The sequence below is a fragment of the Mucilaginibacter sp. 21P genome (assembly GCF_019331605.1).
Taxonomy (GTDB): Bacteria; Bacteroidota; Bacteroidia; order Sphingobacteriales; family Sphingobacteriaceae; genus Mucilaginibacter; species Mucilaginibacter achroorhodeus.
This window is the reverse complement of sequence record NZ_CP063061.1, coordinates 1,972,388-1,992,475: the sequence shown is the minus strand read 5'-3', so window position 1 is coordinate 1,992,475 and position 20,088 is coordinate 1,972,388. Positions and strand designations below refer to the sequence as shown.

At 43.5% G+C, this 20,088-nt stretch carries 15 protein-coding genes; 14 read left to right on the top strand and 1 reads right to left on the bottom strand.

The window, feature by feature from the left end; translation table 11 throughout:
• The first annotated feature begins 187 nt into the window (after positions 1-187).
• Positions 188-559: a PleD family two-component system response regulator gene (locus INP83_RS09090; RefSeq protein WP_146268633.1), complete on the top strand. Its 372-nt coding sequence runs from the start codon at positions 188-190 to the stop codon at positions 557-559.
• Between the two features lie 4 nt (positions 560-563).
• On the opposite strand, the gene INP83_RS09085 is transcribed toward INP83_RS09090, so the two are convergent.
• Positions 564-1,664, bottom strand: coding sequence for a hypothetical protein (locus INP83_RS09085; RefSeq protein ID WP_219127154.1), 1,101 nt, complete (start codon positions 1,662-1,664; stop codon positions 564-566).
• A 246-nt stretch (positions 1,665-1,910) separates the two neighbouring features.
• On the opposite strand from INP83_RS09085, the gene INP83_RS09080 reads away from it, so the two are divergent.
• The 13 genes from INP83_RS09080 to INP83_RS09020 all read left to right on the top strand — a co-directional run bounded on the left by INP83_RS09080 (position 1,911) and on the right by INP83_RS09020 (position 20,026).
• Positions 1,911-5,087: a tetratricopeptide repeat protein gene (locus INP83_RS09080; RefSeq protein ID WP_219127153.1), complete on the top strand. Its 3,177-nt coding sequence runs from the start codon at positions 1,911-1,913 to the stop codon at positions 5,085-5,087.
• A gap of 15 nt (positions 5,088-5,102) precedes the next feature.
• Positions 5,103-6,965: a TonB-dependent receptor gene (locus INP83_RS09075; RefSeq protein WP_219127152.1), complete on the top strand. Its 1,863-nt coding sequence runs from the start codon at positions 5,103-5,105 to the stop codon at positions 6,963-6,965.
• Between the two features lie 38 nt (positions 6,966-7,003).
• Positions 7,004-8,173 (top strand): SPOR domain-containing protein, encoded by a 1,170-nt coding sequence (locus tag INP83_RS09070; protein WP_219127151.1) that lies wholly within the window; start codon positions 7,004-7,006, stop codon positions 8,171-8,173.
• Positions 8,170-8,883 (top strand): MotA/TolQ/ExbB proton channel family protein, encoded by a 714-nt coding sequence (locus INP83_RS09065; protein ID WP_219127150.1) that lies wholly within the window; start codon positions 8,170-8,172, stop codon positions 8,881-8,883. The genes INP83_RS09070 and INP83_RS09065 overlap by 4 nt, the downstream gene beginning before the upstream one ends.
• The gene (locus INP83_RS09060; RefSeq protein ID WP_146268639.1) at positions 8,880-9,281 is read left to right on the top strand and encodes a biopolymer transporter ExbD; all 402 of its coding nucleotides are present in this window, start codon (positions 8,880-8,882) and stop codon (positions 9,279-9,281) included. The genes INP83_RS09065 and INP83_RS09060 overlap by 4 nt, the downstream gene beginning before the upstream one ends.
• Before the next feature lie 81 nt (positions 9,282-9,362).
• Entirely contained in the window at positions 9,363-10,169 is an 807-nt protein-coding gene (locus INP83_RS09055) for an energy transducer TonB (RefSeq protein WP_219127149.1), read from the top strand.
• Positions 10,170-10,225: 56 nt separating this feature from the next.
• Positions 10,226-11,521, top strand: coding sequence for a folylpolyglutamate synthase/dihydrofolate synthase family protein (locus INP83_RS09050; protein WP_219127148.1), 1,296 nt, complete (start codon positions 10,226-10,228; stop codon positions 11,519-11,521).
• 209 nt (positions 11,522-11,730) lie between these two features.
• Complete coding sequence (gene mgrA / locus INP83_RS09045) at positions 11,731-12,720, top strand: L-glyceraldehyde 3-phosphate reductase (protein ID WP_219127147.1); 990 nt, start codon at positions 11,731-11,733, stop codon at positions 12,718-12,720.
• 177 nt (positions 12,721-12,897) lie between these two features.
• On the top strand, positions 12,898-15,354 hold the full coding sequence (locus INP83_RS09040; RefSeq protein WP_219127146.1) for a DUF5686 and carboxypeptidase regulatory-like domain-containing protein: 2,457 nt from the start codon (positions 12,898-12,900) through the stop codon (positions 15,352-15,354).
• A gap of 51 nt (positions 15,355-15,405) precedes the next feature.
• Positions 15,406-15,993, top strand: coding sequence for a chemotaxis protein CheB (locus INP83_RS09035; RefSeq protein ID WP_219127145.1), 588 nt, complete (start codon positions 15,406-15,408; stop codon positions 15,991-15,993).
• Between the two features lie 100 nt (positions 15,994-16,093).
• Complete coding sequence (gene guaA / locus INP83_RS09030) at positions 16,094-17,623, top strand: glutamine-hydrolyzing GMP synthase (protein ID WP_219127144.1); 1,530 nt, start codon at positions 16,094-16,096, stop codon at positions 17,621-17,623.
• Positions 17,580-18,836 carry an ABC transporter substrate-binding protein gene (locus INP83_RS09025; RefSeq protein ID WP_219127143.1) on the top strand — a complete coding sequence of 419 codons (1,257 nt, stop codon included), beginning with the start codon at positions 17,580-17,582 and terminating at the stop codon, positions 18,834-18,836. The genes guaA and INP83_RS09025 overlap by 44 nt, the downstream gene beginning before the upstream one ends.
• A complete protein-coding gene (locus INP83_RS09020; protein WP_219127142.1) occupies positions 18,833-20,026 on the top strand; it encodes an RsmB/NOP family class I SAM-dependent RNA methyltransferase in 1,194 nt (397 codons plus the stop codon). The genes INP83_RS09025 and INP83_RS09020 overlap by 4 nt, the downstream gene beginning before the upstream one ends.
• Positions 20,027-20,088 lie beyond the last annotated feature (62 nt).

Sequence of the window (20,088 nt, the reverse complement as noted above, 5' to 3'; positions counted from 1 at the left end):
ACAGAAGCTGGATCGTTAAAAATCTGCTGTTTTTTCTTCCGGTGAAAAAGTATTTTTGCGCCAATTGCAAAAAGGCACGCTATATTGTTAAACGTAAAGACTAATCTAAATTAAATTATTTGGTACAACTATTGACATAGTTGTTATGTATTAGTAAGATACTATCAGATATTTAATTAGCACAGTTATGTGGCGTATTTTGGCCGTTGATGATGATAACGATATTTTAGACATTTTGCAGTTTATTCTGGAAGATTCGGGCTATAAAGTAGACACTTTATCAGACGGTAATAAATTTATGGATGCCGTAAATGAAAATAATCCGGATTTAATTTTACTTGATGTAATGTTAGGTAATTGCGATGGCCGTGACCTTTGTAAGCAATTAAAGAAGCTTGAGCAAACCCATAACATACCTGTTGTGATGATATCTGCCAGTCACAATTCCGGTAACACCATAAACGGAGAAGATGGACCTGACGAGTTTGTGGCTAAACCATTTGACATTAATGATCTGCTTGGAACAATAGAAAAACAGCTTAGTTTAAGAGCTGCTTAACAAATTACGATTTTATCCCTGCTGATATCAATTCTTTATCTATACGGTCATTCCAACGCTGTTGTTCACCTGAATCTCTTGCATGTACCGTTTCAGTATCGTATTGTTTTTGTAGAGTATTCAGTTCCCTCAAGGCGTCTAAATAAGCCATATTTATTTCACCCTCAAAAGTGTCAGGCGCCAGTTTTAAATCAGATAATCTTTTTTTAAAATGCTCAGCTACCAAACGGGTTATATCAAAATGCCTTTGCTCGTGGTTTAGCGCATAATTATTTTGTTGCCCGGGCTTCACCCACGATGCGCTTTTAGCCACCCAGGGTTTAAGACTTATCTTCACATACACTACTCCATTTTTCAGATCAATATCCTGGTCATAGCCAATGTAAGAGAAAACCTCTGCGGCATGCTTTAAACTTTTGGATGGCTGGCCTGTAAAATCATCCCACGTTAAAGGTCTATCAGGTCTGTAATAGATCGTATCTCCCTCTGTTTTGTCCTGATAGTTAGCAAAAGACAGTTTTACGGCCGTTGCCAATTTGATATTATCACCTGCGTTATTGTTCATCCAGTTATCAAAGAAGATCAGTCCGTTGGTGATCGTTTTGCTTAAGATCGGCTCAATTTGCTGCGGCGATCCGGCAGGCCGTTGAAATGTTGTAGATGAGGTATAACTGGTAAGATCAATGTCCGAATATGTACCCTGCAACGCAAAAGACAATGATATCTTTATATTTCCCTTTACGGCTCCGATAGTTAATGGTTCTTCATTTACCGATAGCTCATTGATGGTAAGGATGATTGATCTTTGCTCTTTATCGGCATAAACGCTGTTGGCAACAAAAGCAGAAAGTGCAGCACTACCGCCTTTTAAATTGGTATTGTAGGGAAGCGTAGTTGTTCCACCCTTATAGGGTTGCATTTTCCCTAAAGCAGATTTGTTTTTTCGGCTGTCTATAACCTCCTTAATGTAAAATTGATTTGGTTTTACGATTGAAGGATTGGTTTTCAGATCGATCAATGCTGTGTTTTGTTGCTGTGCAAAACAGCTCAATACGGGCATAGAAATTATTGTAAAGCCAATAAATATTGATAACTTTTTTATCATGGCTTAACTAAACGTTATATATTTGGTCATTATTACTGCCTAAATTTTGCTATTACGTGATAATGACATAAGCCGATCTTAGCCTCTAAACCCTTATCTACAGGCATTTACATTAAAGTTTTCAACAGGCATACCATTAGTACAACAAGCATCGTTTAAAAAAAGTGCTTTTCCACACTTGTTAATTACTTATGTGGATTGCATTTTTGCGATTACGCTAATTTAGCACCACTATAATTGCGCTCTATGATAAAACTTAAATACGTCGCCTTCATTGCCCCGGTATTTTTAGCCCTGCCAGCGCTCGCACAGCAAAGTCCTTCTTTTCATATTAATCGCACTTATCAAACCGCGAACAATTTGATGGCCATGGGCAAGTATGCTTCTGCGGCAGAGCAATACCGCCTTGTTGAGCAAACCAAGATAACTACTACATCACAGTCAAAATTCGAATCGGAGATATCGCTGCTAAAAGAGAACGCCCAATATTACGAGGCGCTTTGTGCACTTGAACTGGATAATGATGACGCCCAAAGCATGTTTGCCCGCTTTATAAAAGAGCACCCGGAGAACCCGCTGGCTAAGGCAGCATATTTCCAGGTGGGTAAATCATACTTTAAGCAAGGCAAGTACACCGAAGCGTTAACATGGTTTAATAAAGTAGATGCCGGCGACCTTACCGGTTCTCAAAATACAGAGTATAAATTCCGTAAGGGTTACGCTTACTTTGTTATCAATGATTATAAGAACGCGCAATTGCTGTTTAGCGAGGTAAAGAATAAAAGATCAGCCTACACAGACGACGCCGTTTATTACTTTGCCTACATCGCATATCTTAACAAAGATTATCACCTGGCACTGGCTAATTTTGAGCGTTTAAAAAACTCTAAGAAATATGAGGCCAGCTATCCATATTACATCACAGCCGTTTACTTTTTAGATAAACGCTATGACGATGTGCTCAACTACGCCATCCCAATCATTAACAGCACCAAGCAACAGCATGAAACGGAGATGCTTCGCATCATCGGTGCATCGTATTTTGCTAAGGGTAACTATGATAAAGCAGTTGAATACTACAGCCGTTTTGAGGAGCAGGACAAAGGCCAAACCCAAAACACGCAGGACAGCTACCAGATAGGTTATGCTTATTATAAAGTGGGCAATTACGGCAAAGCAGCATCGGTACTAACCAACCTGGTTGCGCAAAACGATAACTACAGCCAAAGCGGAAGCTATACTTTAGGAGATGTTTACCTGAAAATGAATAACAAGCAAGGCGCCCGCAATGCGTTCTTCACAGCATCGAGGTTAAACTTTGATGGTCAGTTGCAGGAAGATGCGTTGTACCAATATGCCAAGCTGTCTTACGAGTTGGATTTTAATAACGATGCATTGGTGGCAACCCGCCAGTACTTAAAAAACTACCCGCGCTCGGTACGCCGCGATGAGGTAAAGGTATTATTAGGCGAAGCATTATTAAATTCTAAGAATTACAAAGAGGCTATTGATATTCTGGAGCCTATTCCTAATAAATCTGAAAGCGCGCTGATAGCCTACCAAAAGGTTACCTACTATCGCGGTTTGGAGTTTTATAACGAACGTGCCTTTGAAAATGCTATCGGTGTTTTCTTGCGTTCGCTAAAAAATCCTATTGATACCAAAATAGAAGCACTTACGCATTACTGGATGGCCGAATCGATGTTTGAGGTGCGGAAGTACACAGAATCGGTTGAGAATTTTGAGCAATTCCTAAGCATGCCTGAATCCAAAGAAACGGGCTTGACCAATTATGCTTACTATGCCCTTGCCTACTCTGCCTTTTATGATGAGCAATACCGCAAGGCAGCCACTTATTTTGAGAAATTTTTAGATGGCGGCCCTACCGATCAAAACACCGAGAACGATGCGATAAGCCGTTTAGGTGACAGCTATTTCGGTATGAAGAGCTATGGGCAGGCGCTTACGTATTATGATAAGATCATCGCACGCCACAGTCAGGGCCAGGAATATGCCTTGTTTCAGCGCGGTATCATTCAGGGTTTGCAAGGCAATTATGACGCACGTATCAGTACGCTTAACAGCCTCTTAACGCAGTTCCCTAATTCTGACTATGCAGATGATGCAGCCTTTGAGATCGCTTACGCCTACTTCCTTAAAAATGATGGTGAACGTGCCAAAGCCGATCTGAATGCGATGATACAAAAGTATCCGCACAGCAGCTATGTTCCGCGTGCTTATACCACCATTGGTTTGATAGAGTATAATGCAAACCATGATGATGCAGCTATTGATGCGTTTAAGAAAGTGGTATCAGATTACTCATCATCAGACGAGGCAAAACAATCATTAAAACAGGTTGAGAAGATATACACCGATAAAGGCGACGCTTCTTCTTTCCTTAACTATGCTAATTCAACCTCTATCGGTAATTACACCAGTGCCGAGCAGGAGAGCATTATGATAACTGCTGCCAACAATCTTTACATGAAGGGCGACTGGCAAGGAACCGTTAATGCGGTTAATGCATATTTTGATAAGTTCCCTAAAAAACAGATCTACGAGAAACAGGCGCGCTTTATACGTGCGCAGGGCTTAGCCAACTTAGGCAAAACCGATGAAGCCGTTACCGACTACAATGTGATCCTTAACGACTGGACAAGTGCTTACAGCGAAAAATCGCTTATCAGCATGGCTAAGTTGTACATGAATCAGAAGAAGTATAACGATGCTATCGTGTTCCTGAAGAGACTGGAAACCAATTCAGAATACAAAGCCGACTACAGCTTTGCCATAAACAACCTATTGGTTTGTTACGCGCAGATCAATCAGCCAAACGATGTATTAAAGTATGTGCAGTTGGTGCGTGGTTACGAGAAGTCTGCACAGGAGGATAAATTCCGTACAGGTTTATATGCAGGTAGGGCACAACTACAACTTGCAGATACTGCCGCAGCCATAAAAGAGTTTAACTATACCATTAGCAATACCAAAACCGTTGCCGCTGCCGAAGCTAAGTACAACATCGCTAACATCGAGTACTTGCAAGGCAAATACAAGGCATCACAAAAAACAGCGTTTGAATTGGTTAAAGAGTTATCAAACTATGATTATTGGGTAGCTAAAACCTACATCTTATTAGCTGATGATTATGTGGCTTTGAAAGACAACTACCAGGCAAAGGCAACCTTACAGAGCATCATAGACAACTATAAGGGCAATGATGATGTACTGCCAACAGCCAAGGCCAAATTAAACAAACTGGCACCGGGCAAGGGCGGGCAGCAGATAGAAACGCAGCCGGATACCACCCAACAAGGCGCCCCTGCTGAGGAAAAACCTGCAGAAGCCAAACCTGCCGAGGAAAAACCGTCAACAGAGCCAGCTACTGAACAAAAACAACAAGAGACCAAAGAACAATAAACGGAGAGACAAGCAATGAGATCAGGATATAAAATTACACTGCTTACCTTATTAACGGTATTTTTCTTTGCCTCTGCCAACGCGCAAACAAAGAAAAAGACGGAGAAAAAAACCACCAAGACCACCACTAAAAAAACGGTGGTTAAACAGCCGGTAAAAAGAGCAGCCACACCAAAGGCATCAACCAAAACAGCGGCACAACAAAAAGCCAATGCAAAAAACCTGGGCGATGCTGCATCAAAAATTAGTGCCGACACCACTAAAAAAGCAAGTAACACCGATAACCCTAACAACGAGGCCAGCCTTGCAGAGGAAATTGTAGTAACAACATCTTACAAGCCAGTATTGGCCGAGGCCGTAAAGATCCGTCGTAACCCGGACCTGGAAGACAAGCAGCCCTACAAGGCACCGCTTGCTTATGCCCCAATAGATAGGAAACTATCTCAGGACAACAATATTCGCCAACTGGATGCTATGAAAAGACCTGCGGAGCAGGATTCTATGCTGCTGAACAATTATGTTAAAGCAGGTTTGGGAAGCATGAAAACCAGTATTGCCGAAGGTTACTTTAGCAATGGCCGCGATGAAGCTTTGCAGGTAGGTGGTTTTGTAAAACACTTTGCACAATCGGGCAGCATAGAGAAACAAAGCGATGCGCGCCAGGAAGTCGGCGTATTTGGCAAAAGCGTTACGGAAGACATAACGCTTAGCGGCAGGCTTAACTACAAGCGCCACGCTACTTATTTTTACGGGTTTGATGATAATAATCCTCGCCCTGATTTTGATCCTCAAAAACAGACTTTCAACACATTTGGTGGCGAGGGCGAGATCTCAAAAAACTTTAAGGATGAGGAAAACCCGCTTACCTATGCAGCAAAAATTAAAGGTTACGTATTTAGCAACGCCTTTAACGCGCGTGAAAACAATATTGTATTAAGCGGTTTCCTTAACAAAACGGTTAAACAGTTTTATGCAGGCCTGGCAGCATCAATAGATGTAGGTACTCAAAAAGATAGCTTGTACTCTAACAACAACAGCATCTTAAGGGCAAACCCTTATATTAAGTTCCAGGGAGATAATTACAAGATAGAAGCCGGTGTTAACCTTGCCAAGGAGTTTGGTTTTTCATCTCGTTTTTACATCTTCCCGGCAGCAAAGTTAGAAGTACAGGTAGTACCAAAATACGTGCGTTTGTTTGCAGAGGCTAAAGGTGACGTCAACAAAGCATCTTTGCTTGATTACACCAACATCAACCCGTTCCTGGGCCAAAATATTAATCTCGTTAACTCTGTTGATAAGCTTGATATTACACTGGGCTTAAAAGGTACTCTTGCGCCGGGCCTTGCGTTTAAAGCAGCAATTTTCCGTAACAGTATCAAGAACCTGCCACTGTTTGTTAACAACTTTGCTGCAGAGGGAAACAAGTTCCAGGTGATATATGATAATGGAGATGCACGCGTTAGCGGCTTTAACGGCGAACTGGATTACAAAGCAAGCGACGATTTTAACCTGTATGGGCGTATTGAGGTTAAAGATTACAAAATGGCCAGCGAAGCGCAACCATGGAACCTGCCTAAGTTTGTACTAACTGCAGGTACAACTATCCATATAAATGATAAAGTTGATATCAATGGCTCGTTGATGTTCCGTGGTAGCACGCAAGATCCGTTGCAGTTAACAGGAAGCACAGCAACTAATCCGCTTTACACACAAATACCATCCTTTACTGATCTGAGTGGCGGCGCAACTTATAAAGTAAACAAGCAACTATCGGTATTTGTACAAGCCAACAATATCTTAAATGCAGGTAACAAAACATGGGTGTACTATCCTGCTTACGGATTTAACATATTTGGTGGTGTAGGCTATGCATTTTAGTCGTTTTGAGGTTTTATAATTATACGTACTTTTAGCGAATGGATGTAGGCAATTATATAAGCGAACTGCTGGCGCAAAAAGGCGAGGTAAGCGTACCAGGTTTGGGATATTTTGCGCATACCCGGGTTAACGGTTATTATAATGAGGCTGATGGTAAATTTTACCCGCCTACTTACAGCGTACAGTTTGATCCTCAGATTATTGATGATGATTCGCTGGCGCAGCATATTGCCGATAAAAAGAAGATATCGGTAGCTTCTGCTAAATATTTTACTGAAAAATACATCAACGGCCTTAAACTGCAAGCTCAAACAGAAGAAGCTGCATTGGCCGATTTGGGTTGGTTTTACATAGAGCAGGGCCGTTTGTTTTTTAGTGCCAACAACGAGCAAGGTACCGATCCAAATTTTTTTGGTTATGAGCCCGTTGCTTTAAACAGGATAGGCAGCGCACCAAAACACGAAAATGTTTTTGCGCCAACAGCAACACCTGTAGAAACCGCCGCTCCTTTTGCTTACACTGAACCCGAGACCTTTGCGGTAGCACCTGAAGGTTACCCTGATAATGCTGAAGAGCTACAATATCAAAGCGACGAAGAGTACGAAGCCCAGATGTCACGTGAGGAACGCAGCCGCAAGCGAAGAGGAAATTGGATATTTATCATTAGCATATTACTATTTTTTGCGCTGGCCGTATTCCTCGTTTACCGGTTCAATCCAAACGTCTTCAACTTTGCATCGGTAAAAACAGCAGTCAAATCAAAAACCAAGGACACAGTTATTAATGCTAAAGTTGTGGCGGTTAGCCCGGAAGATACTACTTCCGAATCATCTGCCGATACCATGAAGCGCGCCGTGCAACCTGATATAGAAACAGGGCTACCGAAAAAAGCTGATAGCACGGTTGTAAATAAAGAAGAACCTGCCGAAAATAACGCAACTGAAACAAAAGAATCTACAACAGGACCACGTTATGAGATAATGGGTGGCTCGTTTAAAGATGACAAAGAAGCCAATACGGCAATTGCCAATTACAAAAGATTGGGAATAGAAGCCCACATTGTTAGCGACGCACCGGGCAAACGCAAAAAAGTTAGCCTCGGGACTTACAAAACACGTAAAGAGGCCGAAGAGGTCCGTAAGTCGATGATAGCTAACAAGAAGGTTAATAAAGACATTTACACTTTAGAAATTAAACCAAAACTATGACGTTATTAATGCAGGTTACGGATACTGCCTCTAAATTGATTGATACCGCACACCAGGCTGCAGCACAGCAAGTAGCTAAAATACCTGATGAAGAATTACGATTTGGCGACCTGCTGATAAAAGGGGGTTGGGTAATGATACCAATTGGTATCCTGGCTGTTTTGGGCCTTGTAATATTTTTTGAACGTTACTTTACCATCCGCAAGGCATCAAAAGACGAATCGCATGTGATGCAGCAGGTGCGCAGCAGCGTATTGTCTGGCAATTTACAATCAGCTATCGCTATTTGCCGTAACAGCAACTCGCCGCTTGGCCGCATGCTGGAGAAAGGTTTACTGCGTATCGGTCGCCCGATTAAGGATATTGAAGGCGCAATTGAAAACGTTGGCAAGCTTGAGGTATCAAAACTGGAAAAGAACATTGGTATCATCGGTATTGTTGCCGGTATAGCGCCCATGTTCGGGTTCCTGGGTACCATTGCCGGTGTAATCAAGATCTTTTACGATATATCCAAAACAGACAACATCTCCATGGGCGTTATATCAGGTGGTTTATATGTAAAGATGGTGACATCCGCAGCCGGCCTTTTTGTTGGTATCATCGCTTATGTATGCTATCATATCCTTAACATGATGGTTGATAAGGTGATATTGAAACTGGAGACCGATGCCATTGAGTTTATTGATCTGTTAGAAGAGCCAAGCAAATGAATTTAAGAAAAAGAAACAGGGGCGCATCAGCAGAGGTACACACCTCGGCCATGAACGATATTATGTTCTTCCTGCTGTTGTTTTTCCTTATTGCATCAACCGTTACTAATCCTAACGTAGTGAAACTGATGCTGCCGAAATCATCGAGCGGGCAATCGGTATCTAAAAAAACCATCAACGTATCTATCGATAAAAATCTGGTTTATACCATTGATAAAAAACAGGTGCCGGTAGATCAGTTGCAGCCTACCTTGCAATCATACAAGAGCCTGGCATCAGAGCTGACAATTGTATTGTACGTTGACCGCACTGTGGCTATACAAGATGTGGTAGCTGTGATGGATATAGCTCAAAAGTTAAATATTAAAATGGTACTGGCCACCGAGCCTAAAGCGTAATAAGAGCCAAGTATTTAGTATCGAGTATTTAGACACAATTTGGTCTTTATACTTGATACTAAATACCAACTACTAAAACCAATGCAATACAGGGAAGAAAATAATTATCCGAAAGCATTTGCTGCAACAGGCATAATACTGGGCATTGTAATGGCATTATGCTATTTCATTGTTTTCCAGATGCCGGTTAAGGAAGAAGATGGCACGGGTGGCATCCTTGTAAACTACGGTACTGTTGATGAAGGAATGGGCAGTGACTATACCAGTACAGAAGAACCATCTGTAGCTGAAAAAGCTAACAAAAGCCAACCTGATAAAGTTACTCCTGCCCCACCTACCGAACAAAAGGTTGAGGCAGACCAAAGTGATAAGAACGTTGTTACTCAAAATAACGAAGATGCACCCGAAGTAACCGCCAACTCGAAGGCGCCAAGTAAAACGATTGCCACAACACCCACTAAAACCGAAGCCAAACCTGCCGTTAACCAAAATGCTTTGTACAAGGGTAAAACCAACAACGGTACAGGCGAAGGTGATGGTACAGGAAGCACGCCGGGGAACCAGGGAAAAACAACCGGTACCACACTTACTGATAACTACAACGGAACGGGCTCCGGTAACGGCGGTAACTCATTAACGGCACGAAACTTTTTACGCCCGCCCGCCAAACCCAATGTAACCAATACCGAAGGTAAAGTTGTTATCGAGTTCAGGATAGACGGAGATGGAAATGTTGTATATGCAGGCGTTGGCCGTGGCTCAACCATTATAGATGGCGACGTTGTTGACAAGTGTATCCAAGCGGTTAAGAACGCCAAAGTTAGTCCATCGGCCAACGTAAGTGAAACGCAAACTTATCGCCAAACCTTCGTATTTAAACGCCAGTAATCATCCTGATTTTATCTTAAGTTTGCATTGTCATCCATAGCTATGGATCATCGACCATGAACTACACCGAGACACTCGATTACCTGTACACCCAGTTGCCGATGTTTACGCGCGACGGTGCATCTGCTTTTAAAAAGGACCTGACGAACACTATAGCACTTTGCGAACTGCTCGATAACCCTCAGCACAAATTTAAAAGCGTTCATATTGGCGGCACAAACGGCAAGGGCTCAACATCCCACATGCTCGCCGCAATTCTGCAGGTTGCAGGTTATAAAACAGGTCTTTACACCTCACCTCACCTGCGCGACTTTAGGGAACGCATCCGTGTAAACGGGCAAATGATAAGCGAGCAAACCGTTATTGATTTTGTTGCGGCCAATCAGGCAGCATTTAAGCAGATACAGCCTTCCTTTTTTGAGATGACCGTTGCTTTGGCCTTTGATGTTTTCGCGAAAGAGAAGGTTGATATAGCAGTTGTGGAAGTTGGACTGGGCGGCAGGTTAGACTCTACCAACATCATTACTCCCCTCCTGTCGGTGATAACGAATATAGGCTGGGACCATATGAATATGCTGGGTAATACCCTTGAATTGATCGCAGGGGAAAAAGCAGGGATTATCAAACCAGGGATACCCGTGATTATTGGCGAACATCAGTCTGAGGTTGCAGACGTGTTCATCGACAAAGCTCGTAAAGAAGGAAGCAAGATCTCTTTCGCATCCGAGGCTAAGCCAAAAGTAAAAAGTAAAAAGTCAGAAGATAGTGCCCTGCTTGAAGTGTCTTTGGAAACGTCCGACCCGGAACTTCAGCCTTTCAACTTCCAGCTTGATCTTACCGGCACCTACCAGCTTAAAAACGTTAAAACGGTTTTAACCGCTGTTGATGAACTTCGCAAGCAAGGGTTTAACATCACTGATGAGCATATTGCAACAGCGCTAAAACAAGTGAAAACGCTTACCGGCCTGCATGGCCGTTGGGAAACGCTAAGCACCCGTCCACTCACCATTTGCGACACCGGGCACAACCCCGATGGCATACAGGAGGTGATGAAAAATATAGCAGCTGTACAATACAATCACCTGCATTTTGTAATAGGCATGGTAAACGATAAGGACAGCAGCAAAGTACTCAGCATGCTTCCAAAAGATGCTACCTACTATTTTTGCAAACCAGATATCCCACGCGGACTGGATGCTGAAATTTTGCAAGAACAAACCGCAGCATTTGATCTTCGTGGAGAAATCCACCCCTCTGTAAAATCAGCTTTCCGGGCAGCGCAACAAGCCGCCGGAGATCATGACCTGGTGTTTGTTGGCGGCAGTACTTTTGTGGTGGCGGAGGTTGTCTGAATTCTTCTAATTTGTCATTCTGATGGACAGCGAAGAATCTTTCAATAGTTATAAGAGCTGAAAGATGCTTCGTTCTTCAGCATGACAAAAAGGAGCTGTCATGGTGAGCCTGTCGAACCACTCATCGCTTTTACAGGTCTTCGACAAGCTCAGACTGACAGCTTTTGTATCCCATTTCAAAATCTTACTTTAGCCCAAAACCAAAGCTCATGACCTACCAACCATCATCAGAACGATATAACAAAATGCGTTACCGCCGTTGCGGCAAAAGCGGTGTTAAACTACCCGAAATCTCATTAGGCCTGTGGCACAACTTCGGCCATGTGGATGTGAAGGAAAACTTCCGCAAGATATTGCATCTCGCTTTTGATAGCGGCATAACGCACTTTGACTTGGCTAACAATTACGGTCCGCCGCCGGGCAGCGCAGAGGAGAATTTCGGCAAGATATTGAAAGATGATTTTCGCGGCTACCGGGATGAGATGATCATCAGTAGCAAAGCAGGCTATACGATGTGGGATGGTCCTTACGGCGATTGGGGTTCAAAGAAATACCTTGTTGCCAGTCTGGACCAAAGTCTTAAGCGTATGGGTCTGGATTATGTAGACATCTTTTACCACCACCGACCTGATCCTGAAACCCCACTGGAAGAAACCATGGCGGCGCTTGATCTGATGGTTAGGCAGGGTAAGGCACTTTACGCAGGTATATCTAACTATCCTGCTGCAGAAGCTGCAAAAGCCATTGCGATGCTGAAGGATATGGGGACACCTTGTTTAATTCATCAGCCTAAATACTCCATGTTTGTTCGTGAGCCTGAAGAAGTTTTGCTTAATGTTTTAGGCGAAAATGGTGTTGGCTGTATACCATTCTCACCATTGGCGCAAGGTTTACTGACCAATAAATACCTGCACGGCATTCCTGAAGATTCGCGGGCAGCAAAGTCAACCGGCTTTTTACAGGAAGGACAAGTCACAGAGGAAGTAGTTGCCAAAGTAAAACAGCTGAATACTTTAGCAACCGAACGCGGACAAACCCTTGCCCAAATGGCCCTGGCCTGGCTGCTTAAGGATGAGCGCGTAACATCGGTACTTATCGGCGCCAGCAAACCCGAGCAGTTAGCCGATTCGCTGAAAGCCCTGGATAATATTAATTTCTCGGGAGAGGAATTGGAACGAATAGAAAAGATTCTTAATTAACTTGTTCTAACAGACGAGTTCTTGCGGGAAGACCCGATGGTTATTGACAAATGGCAATAACGTATTGAGACATTAAGGCGTACTAAAAAGTACGCCTTAATTTTTAACAAATATTAACAGCCGGCGTCTAAACGTTACAAACAATAAAGCCCATATTAGCGCTGCTTAAACTCTTTCATGAGAAAATACCTGATCTTCATATTATCGCTACTTACACTTCCGGGTTTAGCACAAACGCTTGTGCTTAGTGGCAAAGTAACGGATGATGCCGGGAAACCTATCCCCTTCGCATCGGTTTATGTTCGCAATACAACAAAAGGCACCTCTGCCAATAGTGACGGAGGATATACCATGAACTTAACTAAAGGCCAATACGAAGTATTATTTAAAGCTGTAGGTTACAAACAGGTAAGCCGCAACGTTAACCTGCTGGCAGACGCGAAGATCGATGTCAGTTTAAAAACAGAGCAGTATCAACTAAATGAGGTATCGATAAAAGCAGGTGGTGAAGACCCTGCTTACGACATCATCCGTAAGGCGATCAAAAAACGCAAGACCTATCTTAACGAAGTGAACGCCTACACCTGCGAGGTATACATAAAAGGTTTGCAGCGTTTGCTGGATGCCCCGAAAAAATTCCTTGGGTTTGATGTACAAAAGTTTGCCCTCCAAAACGGCCTCGACTCCAACCGAAGGGGTATCATTTACCTATCAGAGTCGCAGTCAAAATTAAGCTTTATGAAGCCTGATAAGGTGCACGAGGAAATGATCTCATCAAAAGTATCAGGCCGTAACCAGGCATTTAGTTTTAACCGCGCCGGCGATATAAGGGTGAATTTTTATGAGAACCTGCAAAACTGGGAAGGCCTTAGTAACCGCCCCGTGATCTCGCCCATTGCAGATAACGCACTGAGTTATTATAAATACAAACTGATTGGTGCTACGATAGAAAACGGCGAGACCGTTAACAAAATACAGGTGATGCCGCGTAACCTTAACAACCCGTGCTTTAGCGGATACATTTACATTTTGGAAGACAGCTGGCGCCTGCAAAGTTTATCGCTTTACATTACCAAAAAAGCCAACATCAACTTTGTTGATACCCTGCGGGTGGATGAGCAATACGTGCCTGTAAGCAATAAAGTTTGGATGCCGGCGTCCATGAAATTTGAGTTTAACGGTGGTTTTATGGGCTTTAAATTTGCGGGTTACTTTGTATCGTTATACAAGGACTACGAAGTAAACCCGCAGTTAGATAAAAGCCAGTTTAAAGAGGTATTGCGCATCAGCAAAGGCGTTAACAAGCTCGATTCAACATACTGGCAGCAACAACGCCCTATCCCGCTAACCGACGAGGAGCGGACTGATTACAAAAAGAAGGAGGTGCTTGCCGCCAAACGCGAATCAAAGGAATACCTGGATTCGATAGACAAAGAAAACAACAAGGTTAACATTACGCGGCTGGTGCTGCGGGGCTACTTTCACCGCAACCGTTTTAAACACGAGTACTTCACTACCAACTCTTTGTTGAGCGCGGTTCAGTATAATACGGTAGAAGGTTTATCACTTAATTACGGCATTACATTCAGCAAGTTGATAGACAGTCTTAATAATCGCCGTTTTGCAGTGTATGGTAACGTGCGCTATGGTTTTTCAAACAAGTTATTTAATGCGTATGGCGGTTTGGTGGTTCCTGTTGGCCGGGTTACTTTAAATTTATCAGGAGGCTCTACCATAGCCGACCTCAACGACCGCGAGCCTATGTCGGCTTTTGTGAATACGATACATACTCTTCTGTATCGTCAAAACTATAAGAAACTTTACCAGAAACAGTTTGCATCGGCAACGCTTAGCACCCGGATCTATGGTGGCTGGCAAGCCAGTGCATCGGCAGAGTGGGCAAACCGCAAGTGGTTAAACAATACGGCGGATTACAGTTTATTTCATCCAAAGGGCAACGATTTTACATCGAACAATCCGTTTGTCCCGGATGCCGATGTTCCGTTGTTCGAGAACAATCAGTCGTTTAAGGTTACCTTGCGTAGCACCTATGATTTTAGCAATCATTACGAGACCTACCCCACCGGGAGGCGTTACCTGCCATCAAAGTATCCAACCATTGGCGTGAGCTTCACTAAAGCAATTAAAAACGTTATAGGTTCTGATGCCGATTACAGCCTTATTTCCGCAGATGTTACGAAAAGCGATATCCCTGTTGGTTACTATGGTAAATTCTCGTTTTGGGTAGGTGCCGGTAAATTCTTTGATACAAAAAACATTTATTATATGGATGCGCGCCAATTCTCCGGAAGCCAAATAACTGCTTATAGGGTTGGTATAGATAAATTTATGCTGCTAAACTATTATGGTTACAGCACAAGCGACAAATACCTGGAAGCACACGTGGAACAAAACTTCACAGGCCTTTTTATCAATAAAATTCCGCTGTTGCGCAAACTCAAATTACAGGAGATTGTAGATGTAAACTACTTAACCACCCCTGCGCTTAAAAACTACACCGAACTGGGCTTCGGCTTCCAAACCAATTTTGGGTTAAGGGTGATGTACGGCACATCATTCAATACCGGCGAAGGTAATGTGAAGAACGGGTTGAGGGTGGGGTTGAATTTTTAATTTCTTAACAATTTTCCAGCGCTTTGGTTATTATCATAAAACGCCCATTTTATGAACTACTACGACTTTTATGTGATCGGCATTGGTGCTTCGGCAGGTGGGCTTGACCCATTAGTGAAAGTTGTAAGCAGCATACCGGCAGGTACCAACGCGGCAGTCATCCTAAACCAGCATTTACCTGCGGGTACGCCAAGCAACCTTGGCAAACTGGTTGAGCGCAATACCAAAATGAAGGTTGTTGTAGTTGAAACCATTGAATACATTGAGCCGGGCAACCTCTACGTAATGGCAAGCGGCATGCAATATAAATTAGATGGCCGCTTTTTGCAGGTTGAGGATCGAAACGTTAGCGACAAGATCAATCACACCATCGATACACTTTTCTTTAGCCTGGCCAAAGTAGTTGCTGATAAAAGTGTTGGAGTTATCCTATCAGGCACCGGTACCGACGGCCTGCAGGGTGCTAAAGCTATTGAAGACCAGAAAGGTTTGGTGATCGTTCAAGACCCGATAACCGCGGAATTTCCATCCTTACCGAAAACACTGATAGCCAATGACCATCCTGATTATGTGCTTAACCCCGACGAGATAAAAAAAAAAATATGCGAGTATGCGGGTGTAAGACCTTCAAATAGCTAACCTGGCTAATATTTGCTATAGGTTTCATGACGATATAAGCCACTGAAAACCTTTTGACTTTTTACTTTTGAATTTTGACTTTGCAAGGGTATCTTTGCCCATGCAAGAAAAAATCCTTATTCTTGACTTTGGCTCGCAATTTACCCAACTCATCGCGCGCCGTGTCAGGGAGCTCAATATTTACTGTGAGATCCACCCTTTCAATAAATTTCCTGAAGTAGACGGCAGCGTAAAAGGTATCATCCTTTCGGGCAGCCCTTATTCTGTTCGCCAGGACGATGCGCCTCATTTTGAGTTTGCTAAGCATCACAAAAACCTTCCTATTTTAGGCGTTTGCTATGGTGCACAGTACGTTGCCCATTTCAACGGCGGCGAAGTGTTAGCATCAAGCACCCGCGAATACGGCAGAGCCAACCTGGATTACATCAAGCCGGATACTATCCTGTTTAAAGATGTACCACAAGGCTCACAGGTTTGGATGTCGCATGGGGATACCATTGCGCGCATTGCAACTGATTTTGAAATTATTGCCAGCACCGATAATGTGAAGGTTGCGGCTTACCATATTACCGATACCAAAACTTACGGTATCCAGTTTCACCCCGAGGTTACCCACAGCACTGATGGCAAACAAATTCTCCAAAACTTTTTGGTTGATATTTGCGGTTGCGCACAGGATTGGACGCCAGATTCTTTTATAGAAACCACCATTGCCGAACTGAAAGCAAAACTGGGCGATGATAAAGTAGTATTAGGCCTGTCAGGCGGTGTAGATTCATCTGTTGCTGCAGTGTTACTGCACCAGGCAATTGGCGCTAACCTGCATTGTATATTTGTTGATAACGGCTTGCTGCGTAAAGATGAGTTTCAATCCGTATTAGACTCTTACCAGCACATGGGCCTTAACGTTAAGGGTATTGATGCCAAGCAACGTTTTTACGATGCGCTGGCCGGTTTAACCGATCCTGAAAAGAAACGTAAAGCCATTGGCCGAGTATTTATCGAAGTATTCGACGATGCTGCGCAAGAGATACAAGGCGTAAGCTGGCTTGGCCAGGGTACCATTTATCCTGATGTTATCGAGTCTGTTTCTGTTAAAGGCCCATCGGCTACCATCAAATCGCACCATAATGTAGGCGGCCTGCCTGATTTTATGAAGCTGAAGGTAGTTGAACCGCTTAATACCCTGTTTAAAGACGAAGTACGCAAGGTAGGTGCCGCTTTAGGTATCGATCAGAATATATTAGGCCGCCATCCTTTCCCTGGCCCCGGCTTGGCTATCAGGATATTGGGCGACATTACGCCGGAGAAGGTTGACATTTTGCAGCAAGCTGATGCGATTTACATCAACAATTTACGATCGGCGGGTGTTTATGATAAAGTTTGGCAAGCAGGCGCCATTTACTTACCGGTACAATCGGTAGGCGTTATGGGTGATGAACGTACCTACGAGAACGTGATATGCCTGCGCGCAGTAGAATCATTAGATGGTATGACGGCCGATTGGTGCCATTTGCCTTATGACCTGCTGGCCAAGATCTCAAACGAGATTATCAACAACGTAAAAGGAATAAACCGGGTAGTATATGACATCAGTTCGAAACCACCGGCCACTATTGAGTGGGAATAAGTGGTTATTATTTGTTTTAGCTGTGGTAATTGGTGCATGTTCGCCCAAGGTGAACCCTGTATCTAAACCCGCCAAAACAGGAACTGAACAACCCCAGGATAAAACCGAAAAAGCTCCGGAGCAGCCGCAGGCCAAACCGCCTGCGGCAAAAGCTTCCGTTATTTCGCTCATATTGCCTTTAGGGCTTAATTATGCAGCCGCAGGGCAAAGCTACACAGCGGTTAAATTGCGGTCGGCCAACATGTCTGTAGAATACTACCAGGGCTTTAAGCTGGCCCTCGATTCTGCAGCCTCTGAAGGTGCAAATTTCAAACTCCAGGTATTTGATACTAAGGACGATATGGCACAGGCACACAGCCTGGGCTTAAACCCGCAGGTTAAAGCAAGCGACCTGATAGTAGGCCCCGTTTTTCCGGAGGATATCAAAGCTTTCAGTTCATCGTTAACGGCACCGGGTAAAGCAATTGTATCTCCACTTTCGCCTGCTGCACCGGAAACGTTCAGAAATCAAAATCTGGTTACTATGACGCCGCCGCTTGAGTACCATGCAAAAGGTGCTGCGGAGTATGTAGCAAAGCAGCTAAAGCCAAAAAAGGTATTTATTTTAACTTCGGGTTTCAGTGATGAAAAGGCTTATAGTTCGCCTTTTAAACGCACCATCGATAGCTTAAGCAAGCGCAAGATACAAGTTATAACTACAACCATTAGCAGGGGCAACTTAACGAAGATAGTTAAAAACCTTTCGGCAGCCGAGCAAAACATCTTTTTAGTACCATCTACCAAACAGGCTTTTTTGATGGTAACGCTGCGCTCATTAGATACACTTTCGAAAAAGTTTCCTGTTACAGTTATCGGTCATCCCAACTGGGAAAAATTTGCATTTTTAAAACCAGCACTTTTGCAGCGCTTGCATACGCACATTACATCATCAGACAAGGTTGATTATAAAAGTGGCGAAACAAGCGCTTTTCTACGTAGCTATCGCCATGCTTACCATGCAGAGCCCACAGACTTTGCCATAAAAGGGTTTGATGAGGGTTTGTATTTTGCACGCATGCTGGCAGAAGGAGAAGATATGCGCAAACCAGATCTTGAAGATTTCACCGGATTGCACAACAGCTTCCACTTTAAAAATATTCCGGGCCAGGGTTGGGTAAATACGCATGTCGATATACTACGATACGAAAATTTTTATCTGAAAAAGGTTAAATGAAAGCGGTAAATCAACTAAAGACGTTTCAGCGGATAATGAGTGAGTATCCGGCAGATACGCCTTTAAGTAAGTTTTTACCGGGTTTCTATCGCCAGAACAAGCAAATGGGCTCTACTGACCGCAAGGTTGCAGGCCGGTTGGTCTATAATCATTTCAGGCTGGGCCGCGCGTTGCCAAAACTGCCGCCTGAAGACAGACTGATGGTTGCCGAGTTTTTGTGCAACACACAAACCAACTCTTTTCTGCAGCATTTTAAACCCGATTGGGCAGCGTGTATAGCATTTAATATAGACGAAAAGATAGCACTGGTTAAAACTACGTACCCTGATTTTAAGCTGGAAGATGTTTTCCCGTGGAGTAAAGAACTATCAGATGGGATTGACAAACAAGCCTTTCTGAAGTCTTTTTTTGTACAGCCGGATCTTTTTATCCGTTTAACCAAAGGCTTTGAGCAACAGGTAAAGGCTGAGCTGACCAAAGCCAACGTGAAGTTTAAGGATGAAGGCGACAATTGCCTATCGTTGCCAAACGGTACACGCCTGGATGTGATATTTCCTAAGCAGCATTGGTTTGAGATACAGGACTTGTCATCGCAACAAACGGCGCATTTCTTTAAGCCTAACAAATGGGATAGCTGGTGGGATGCCTGTGCGGCATCGGGCGGCAAATCGCTCTTACTCCACAGCCTGCAGCCAGATATAAAGCTGGTAGTATCTGATATCAGGGAATCTATCCTTTCCAATCTCGACGAACGTTTCCAGCAAGCGGGATTGATGAAATACCAGAAAAAGGTAATGGACCTAATGCAAAACAACGAACAGCTATTGTACAATTACGCTTTTGACGGTATCATCCTCGATGCCCCTTGCAGCGGTTCGGGCACGTGGGGCCGTACGCCGGAAATGATCAGCCAGTTTGAGTTGCACAAGGCAGATTTTTTTAAACGATTGCAGCAGGGTATTGCTAAAAACGTTGCCAAACATCTTAAACCCGGCAAACCATTGATATATATCACCTGTTCGGCCCTAAAAGCCGAGAATGAGGACGCTGTTAAATACTTGATCAAAGAGCTTGGCCTGCAACTGGAAGAACAGCAGGTGTTGAAAGGGTACGATCGAAAGGCAGACACGATGTTCGTAGCAAGATTAACAGCACCGGAAGTGCCTTCGGATGATGATGGTGAAGTATAAGTTAACTTACCATAATAACAATAAAAAAGCCCGGTTTGCAGTACAAACCGGGCTTTGTATTT